At 55.1% G+C, this 8,345-nt stretch carries 6 protein-coding genes; all 6 read right to left on the reverse strand.

Features of this window, described 5'->3' with window-relative positions:
• Nucleotides 1-1,160: threonine ammonia-lyase (ilvA, locus tag RTK01_RS14680; protein WP_312281688.1), on the reverse strand; the 1,160-nt coding region annotated here is incomplete at its 3' end.
• Between the two features lie 360 nt (nt 1,161-1,520).
• The gene (locus RTK01_RS14685) at nt 1,521-3,002 is read right to left on the reverse strand and encodes a carbon starvation CstA family protein (protein ID WP_312281689.1); all 1,482 of its coding nucleotides are present in this window, start codon (nt 3,000-3,002) and stop codon (nt 1,521-1,523) included.
• Between the two features lie 332 nt (nt 3,003-3,334).
• Nucleotides 3,335-4,042: a response regulator gene (locus tag RTK01_RS14690; protein WP_293010036.1), complete on the reverse strand. Its 708-nt coding sequence runs from the start codon at nt 4,040-4,042 to the stop codon at nt 3,335-3,337.
• A complete protein-coding gene (locus RTK01_RS14695; protein ID WP_312281690.1) occupies nt 4,039-5,124 on the reverse strand; it encodes a DUF4118 domain-containing protein in 1,086 nt (361 codons plus the stop codon). The genes RTK01_RS14690 and RTK01_RS14695 overlap by 4 nt, the downstream gene beginning before the upstream one ends.
• Before the next feature lie 209 nt (nt 5,125-5,333).
• Complete coding sequence (locus tag RTK01_RS14700) at nt 5,334-6,179, reverse strand: DegV family protein (RefSeq protein ID WP_312281691.1); 846 nt, start codon at nt 6,177-6,179, stop codon at nt 5,334-5,336.
• A gap of 253 nt (nt 6,180-6,432) precedes the next feature.
• Complete coding sequence (locus tag RTK01_RS14705; protein ID WP_312281692.1) at nt 6,433-7,788, reverse strand: nucleobase:cation symporter-2 family protein; 1,356 nt, start codon at nt 7,786-7,788, stop codon at nt 6,433-6,435.
• Nucleotides 7,789-8,345: the final 557 nt, after the last annotated feature.

Raw genomic sequence — 8,345 nt, forward strand, 5'->3', positions numbered from 1 at the left:
AACTCCCGCTCGATGTCATCCACATGCTGGGCGTTTCGCGTCTCCAGTACCATAGACACGATGCACGCCCCCACGTCGGCGTGCTTATCCTCCCGGGAGTGATTGATACTGAGAATATTGGCGCCCGTGTCCGACACCACCTGAAGAAGGCCCAGAAGACTTCCCGGCTTATCCGCAATTTTGGCGGAAAATTCCGCCAGCCGCCCCGACTTGGACAGCCCCTTGGTAATAATGCGGGACAACGTGGTGACATCCACATTTCCCCCAGAAACCAGACACACTGTCTTGCGGTCGGTCACGTCCACCTTTCCGAACATGACGGCGGCCACCGGCACCGCGCCCGCCCCCTCGGCCACAGTTTTCTGGTCCTCCATTAGCGCCAAAATGGCGGTGGCAATTTCATCGTCTTTTACGGTGACAATTTCATCCACGTATTTCGTGCACAGGGCAAAGCTCAAATCTCCCGGTTCCTTCACGGCAATGCCGTCCGCAATGGTGGAAACGCTGGGCAGCTTCAGCGGGCGGCCTGCCCGCTGGGAGACGTACATCCCCGCCGCACCGGCCGCCTGCACACCCACTACCCGGCAGGATGGCTTCAGGCTTTTGATGGCGCAGGCCACGCCTGAGATCAGGCCTCCGCCGCCAATGGGAACCACCACCTGCTCCACCTCGGGCAGTTGCTCCAGAATTTCAAGGCCGATGGTCCCCTGCCCCGCCATGACCAACTCATCGTTAAAGGGATGGGCAAAGGTATAGCCCCGTTCCCGTGTCAGCCGCGCGGCCTCTGCGGCAGCGTCGTCATACACGCCGGGAACCAGCACTACTTCCGCACCATAGTTTCGCGTGGCCTCCACCTTGCTAATGGGCGCACCGGCAGGCATGCAGATGATAGACTTAATCCCCAGCTTGGCAGCGGACAGCGCAATCCCCTGCGCGTGATTCCCGGCAGAGCAGGCAATGACGCCATGCTTTGCCTCCTCTTCCGTTAGGGAGCGAATTTTATTATAAGCACCCCTAAGCTTGAACGCGCCGGTAAGCTGGAGATTTTCAGCCTTAATATACACGTTTTTTCCCAGCTTTTTAGCAGGATTCAGCGGCGTTATTCTTGCCACGCCCCGCAGCGCGGCCTGTGCTTCCTGAATCATTTCCAGAGTCAGCATGGTCGTCCCCTCCTAAAAATTATAAAGCTTTTGCGCTCGCTGTCCTTAATTGCAAGACCATGCCGCGGTTTTATTTCCGGTTCCAACGGCCCCGGAAAATTTCGCTTTCAGTCTTTTATTGGCATAACTTTGTCTGTAATAAGAGGACAAATTGACATCTATTTGTCTTTTCTTAACGCAATTATACGATTGCTGAAAAGAAATTACAATACACAGTATTTCCAAAGCTTGCGGCTCCGCGTTGACATTCATGTAAATTTTTCCTTGCTCCAAAAACACAGACAGAGCCGCGGCCTTTGCCGCGGCTCTGTCGATATGTATTGCTTTGCCACATTTCTCTGCGGTAAACGAAATGAAGAATTACTGCTTCGCGCTCAAGGGCAGGGCAGCCGCTCTGCGGCGGCCATACCAGAGGATTACGGCCGCATAAGCAATCGCCGCCACGCCGCCGATGGCATAGGCCCCGCCCCAAGGAATATTGAGGCCGATCTTGGCGTTCATAATAAACGTAATGGTAACAAAGGCATAAAACGCGCCGGGAATCAAGGGCACCCACACGTATTTGGCCTTACCGTTTTCAAACATCCAGATGGAGATGGCCAGGAACGCAAACAGGGCCAGCGTCTGGTTGGTCCATGCAAAATAGCGCCACAGAATGCTGAAGCCGGCGGGATTCATTTTGGCGAACACCAGAATCACAGCCACCAGCACGTAGATAATGGCGGACAGGGACAGGCGCTTGCCGTTGCTGCTCTGGTCAATGTGGAAGGACTCGGCAATGCTCAGGCGCAGGGCGCGAAGGGCAGTGTCGCCGGAGGTGATGGGCAGGACAATCACGCCCAGCAGTGCAATCAGGCCGCCCGCATTGCCCAGAAGGCTCTTGCAGACAATCCCGATGGTGCCGGTAGCCAGAGAGGGATTGGCCTCCTGCAGACCCAGATTGTAAACGCCCATGGCGCCCGCAGCCCAGATCATGGCGATGAAGCCTTCGAGCGTCATCATGCGATAGAAAGTGGTGTGGCCCTGCTTCTCTTTCTTCATGGTCCGGGCGATAATAGCGGTCTGCGTGGAGTGGAAGCCGGAGAGAATGCCGCAGGCCACGGTGATGAAGAAGATGGGGAAGAAGTGATTGGTGCCAAAATAGTCGCCGTACTTAATGAGACCGCCGTTCCAATCGTCCCAAACGTTCAGCAGGGGATAACCCTGCACCAGCAGGCCGATAAACACGCCCACGGCGGAAAAAAGCAAAATCGCGCCGAAAACGGGATAAATTCTGCCGATAATCTTATCAATGGGGAAAACGGTGGCAACCAGATAGTAGGCAAAAATCACACCGTAAATCACCCAGGTGGACACAGCGGTAGGTGCGCCGGAGAACCCAAACACCTGCGTGGCGGCAATGTCGCCGGGGGTGTAGATAAACACCGCGCCCACCAGCAGCAACAGCACACAGAGGATCACCTGATAAATCGCGTAAACACCCTTGTTGCTATATCTGCGGACCATCTCGGGCATCTGAGTGCCGCCGTCGCGCAGGCAGATCATGCCGGAAAAATAGTCGTGCATGGCCCCGCCAATCACGTTGCCGATGGGAATAGTCAAAAACGCGATAGGCCCGAACAAAATTCCCTGAATGGGCCCGATGATGGGGCCGGTTCCGGCAATGTTCAGCAGGTTGATGAGGCTGTTCTTCCACTCCTTCATGGGAACATAGTCAACGCCGTCCTGCTTGGAATAGGCAGGCGTCTCCCGGTCGTCCGGCCCAAAAATTTTCTCGCAGAAGGTGCCGTAAAGCGCTCCTCCGCCTACAAGAATTACGAGGCCAATGAAAAAGGTTGCCATAGATACACACACTCCTTTGTTTCTGCCGCTCCCACACGGCTCTTTACGGACCCTGTTAGGGTCCTTGTTAAGATAGTATCAGATTTTTCCTATAAAAAGCGTTCAGAGTTTGTTAAGAATTATTACGATCTTATTAAAAACAATTGGCTTGTCGTTAAAATATCGTTAATTTATTATAGAAAGTAAATATTTTATTCTAAAATGGAACGCAATTAAATCGGCGGCGGCTTTTCTTGCATTGATCTGCACGCAAAAACGGGAAGCGGTTTATAAAAGCCGCTTCCCGTTTAATTACAAGTATATCCGACTCCCAAAAACGACCGCTGCGGAGTTCAATTTCCCTCAGCAAGACGGTATCCCACGCCTACCTCCGTGAAAAAGTACTCCGGTTCCGCCGGGTTTTTTTCCACCTTCCGGCGAATGTTTGCCATATTGACCCGGAGAATCTGGTTATCGTCCCCCGCGCGGGGTCCCCACAGCTCTTTGATAATAAAATCATACGTGAGTACCTTGCCCGCGTATTTTCCAAGCAGTGCCACAATGCGGAACTCACTGAGCGTCAGCTTCGCGTTCTCGCCGTCCACCAGCACCTGATGCTTGTTGTAATCAATGGTCAAGCGACCCACGGAATACGTGCCCTCCCGGGCAACCCCGTCGTTGGCTGAGGTGGTACGGGTGTGGCGGATGGCGGCCCGGACCCGCGCCAGCAGCTCGGCGGTTCCAAAGGGCTTTGTCAGATAGTCGTCCGCACCCAAATCCAGCGCCGCCACCTTGTCCTGCTCGTGGTCCCGGGCGGAGACCACCACCACCGGAAGACTGGACCAGGAGCGCAGGTTTCGCAGAATTTCCAGCCCGTCCATGTCCGGCAGACCCAGATCCAAAATCACCAGATCCGGGCAGTGGGACGAGATCATGGACAGCGCCTCCGTCCCTGTTCGGGCCTGTACGGACTCATAGCCGTTGTTGTCCAGTATGGCGGAGATAAACCGGGAGATGCTTTTCTCATCCTCCACCACCAATATCTTTTCCCGGATGTTCACTGTTCTTCCTCCTCTGTCGCGGGCAGGCAGAATACAAATTCCGCGCCGCCGCCCTTTATATTCCGCGCCTCCATGAAGCCCTTATGGGCTTTCACAATGGTGAGGCACACCATCAATCCCAGTCCCATATCCCGCTTTCCGTCGCCGGCAGGGGTCTCGCTGCGCTTCAGCGTTCCATCAAACAGGCGGGGCATCTGCTCTCTGGGAATTCCCTGACCGTTGTCCTGAACGGAAAACTTGGCCATCCTTCCGTCTCGTTTCACTGACAGGGCCACACGGGTGGTCGTCTCGCCGTGTCGCACAGCGTTTTCCAACAGGTTTGCCAGCACCTGCGTAATCAAAATGGCGTCCATCGGCACCAGTAAAAGCTCGTGGGGCGCCTCCACAGTAATGTGCACATTGGGAAACCGCTTGCGAAATTTCCGGGCCGTCTCTCCCAAAATTTCTTCCGCTGCTTCATTCTTCTTGACGATGTGTGCCTGCCCGTTTTCCCCGATTCGCGTGATGGACAAAAGATTCTCCACCACCCGGATCAGCCACTGCGCTTCCTCCCGCACGTCCCGCAGCAAATCTCCCTGCTCCTCACTTGAAATCGAGGGGTTTTCCAAAATGACGGAGGTGGACCCCACAATGGAGGTCAGCGGCGTGCGGATATCGTGGGCCACGGAGCGGAGCAGGTTCGCCCGCATTTTTTCCATCTCGTTGTCGGTGTGGAGCTTCTCCTGCTGCTTAATCTGCGTGGTCAGAGCACTGGTGACAATGGAAACCATGAGAAGCGTCAAAAAGGTCAGCGGGTAGCCGGAAAGGGTAAAATCAATCGCCCCAAACGGATAGGTAAACATATAGTTTACGGAGACAACCCCCACCACGGCGGCCAGCAGCCCGAACAGATATCCGTCGGTCAGGCGGGAAATCAGCAGCACCGCCAGCACAAAAACCGGGGAAGCAAAGCCCTCGCTGGTATCGGCGTGCAGCAATATCATACAGGCCGTCCACGCGCAGATTAGAATCGCCGTGCATATCAGCAAATCCCTTCGTCGAAAGGAAAAAATACTCTTCAAAAGAGATTTTCGAGTGCGCAAGCCTTCACCCCCCCAGTCTTTTTCTGTTGAAATAGCATGAAATATGTCGTATTTAAAAGTATCTTAACCGCTTTGCGTTTATTATACCATAGTTCGTGCCAAATTTCCGCTAATATTTGTCCGCCGGCAATATTCCGAGAAGCAACGGTGGTTTTCCAATACGCAGGGGCGCCCGCGGAAAACTTCCGCGGGCGCCCTTGACCGTATCCTCAATAGCCCAAAATCAGGCCCTTTTCCATGGCATAAAAACTGGTCAGGCCCCGGCAGGCCATAATTTCCACGCCCTTCACCGGCAGGTCCCGCAGAATCTGCTCCTTCAGCTTGACGGCTCCCGGCAGGTTCTGGCAGTGGGAAATAATCACCTCGGCCCCGGTGCAGTCCTTACTGGCGGCCATCTGCTTTGTAATGGCCTGATAGGTCTTCGTTTCGCCGCGAGCCTTATCCGCCACATGAATAGAGCCTTGCGGCGTGGTATCCGCAATTACGTGGATTCCCAGAGAATGGAGCAGGTTCCCCACCAGAGGGCGCATACGGCCATTCTTAATCAGGTTGTCAAAATTCTCCAGAGTAAACACGGTGCGCAGGGCGGCCTGATAAATGCGAAGCTCCGCGCAGATCTTCTCAAAATCCGGGTTTACAGCTTCCTCAATCAAAGCTCTTGCCCGCCGCGCCAGCAGGACCATACACCCAGAGGTGCTTTTAGAGTCAATGACGCAGACCTTTTTCTCCGGATACTCCTCAAGCGCCAACTCCCGCCCCGTCGTGGCGGCAGCCAGCGTGCCGGAAAGGTTTCCGGAAATGGTAAAGCAGATGGAGCAGTCCGCCGAGGAAAACGCTTGGGCAAAGGCGTAAGGCGATGGGCATGCCGTGGAGGACGCGGTCTTCTCCTCACGCATCGCCTCCAAAAGCTGGGGAACGCGAATGTGTTCGTCGTCCACAAACTCCCGCTCGCCCACCAAAAGGCGCAGCGGCACGGAAATAAAACGGACGAGGCTGTCTTCCCACTTCTGGTCTGCCATGTCGGCACTGCTGTCGCACACAATATTCCAGGCCATAAAAACTCCTTTGAAGGCTCCCGGCAAACGGTCATTTGTCCGGCGCTTTCGCATAATATGATTTTCAATACCACATTACATCATTTGTCTTGAATTGTCAATCAAAACCTTGAATTGGCTCTCCTCATCGGCAATTTCCATGATTGCCCGCCCTATTTTGCGAAAAAGGCTCTCATTCTGAAGACCAAAGCAGCAAAGCAAGACGCGATTATCCGTCGGGCCAGAGAGCGCTCTCCCCGGCCCGACGGTTTTATTATGCATCGTCTTTGGGAAGCAGCAGGTTCAGCACCACCGCCATAATCGTGGCGATGACCACCGGGGACTTTCCGAAAATCATCGTCACCGCCTCGGGAAACTGGCTCAGGGCGGCGGACGCCTGAGAAATACCCACGCCCAGCGCGGCGGAGAGGCCGACAATGGTAGTATTCCGGGCGGTGAGGTCCTGCGACGCAATCAGCTTCATGCCGGTCATGGCGATGGTGGAAAACACCGTCACCGTGGCGCCGCCCAGCACGCACTGGGGAATCGTGGTTAAAACGGCGGCAAATTTGGGGCAAAGGCCCGCCAGCAGCAAAAACCCGCCGGCAATGGCAAACACCGTCCGGTTCACCACCTTATTAGTGCTCACAATGCCCACGTTCTGGGAATAGGTTGCGGTGGGGAGCCCTCCGAACAGGGCCGTTAAAATATTGGTGGCGCCATAGGCGATGACGCCGCCCTTCAGTTCCCTGTCCGTGGGCTCCCGGTTCAGTCCGCCGATGGTGGTGGCGGTAAAATCGCCGATGGCTTGAATGGAGTTGATGGCAAACAGCAGTCCGATGGCAATGCAGGACGCAGGGTCAAACTTTATCCCGAAGTGCAGCAGTCTGGGCAGGGAAAACCACGCCGCGTCCGCCACGTCGGAAAAGTCCACCATATGAAAGGGAATGGAAATCACATAACCCGCCAGCATGCCCAGCAGAATGGAGGCCAGCTTGCCGATGCCTCTGCCGTGGTGATTCAGCAGCATCACCGCCACCAGCGTCAGCACCGCCACCAGCCAGTTTTCCCACGAGCCGTAAATCAGCGTCTCGGGCAGGCCTTTGGCGGCAATGGATTCCGCCGTATTGCCCGCGCCGCCGGCCATATAGTTGATGGCTGTGGGATAGAGGGACAAGCCGATGGTAAACACCACCGTACCAGTAATCACCGGAGGAAACAGGCGGCGGATATGCTTCATGCCGAAACCCACCAGCATGGCCACCACGCCGCCCACCAGCATGGCCCCCGCAATGGCGGCCACTCCGCCGCCGTCAGCAGCAATGGCCTGCATGCTTGGCACATAGGCAAAGCTGACACCCAGTATCACCGGAAGCCCAGAGCCAAACCGCCCGCCGATGGGATAGAGCTGGAAAAAGGTTGACACAGCAGACATCACCAGTGACGCCTGAATCAGGAGCACACCGTCCGCCTGATTCAGTCCCGCCACCCCCGCCACAATAATGGCGGGAGTTACGCAGCCCACAATCATGGCCACCAGATGCTGCAGCGCCAAAGACACCGCCGCCCCTGTCGGCACAGGGCCGCGAAGCTGAAACAGCGCCTCTCGGCTTGGGGTTCTTTTCTCCATCACAGCCGCTCCTTTCGGAAGTCGCCGAACCCCGTTTTTCGGCAACTTCTCCGCGTTTCTTTTCATTACGGCGTCCGCCGTTCGCAATGTGCATATCATACCATATTTTTAGGAGAATGCAAATATTTTTAGGCATCCTGAAAAATATTTTAAAGGCAGTCGTGGGTTTCTTTCCTTTTTATCCAGAATCCCTTTACTTTTTCGTATTTCGAAGCGCAATTTGGGTCGATTTCATAAATAAGGTATTTTCGGACAGACTAGCAAAGCGGTTTTGGGTTCATTTTCCAGCAGTTTTGCCAAAAAAATGCTTGACGAATCAAGGAAAACGGGTTATGATGTCGTCGGTTACAATCTGTAACCCTCCTGTAACTTTTTTGTTTTGCTTTTTAATTTTGACTGTGAGGTCTTCATGAGTAAACATTCCCCAAAATCCCACAACCATGCCGCCCGGCGGGCTGCGTCGCCTCAGGCTGGTTCCCGCCGTCAGGCGGAGGAACCTCAGGCCGCGCCGGTACTGCGGCGGGTGAGCGTCCCGGCCGCGCAGGCAGAGCCCGTTC

Origin of the sequence: Oscillibacter sp., from assembly GCF_031978065.1 — a bacterium.
Taxonomy (GTDB): Bacteria; Bacillota; Clostridia; order Oscillospirales; family Oscillospiraceae; genus Oscillibacter.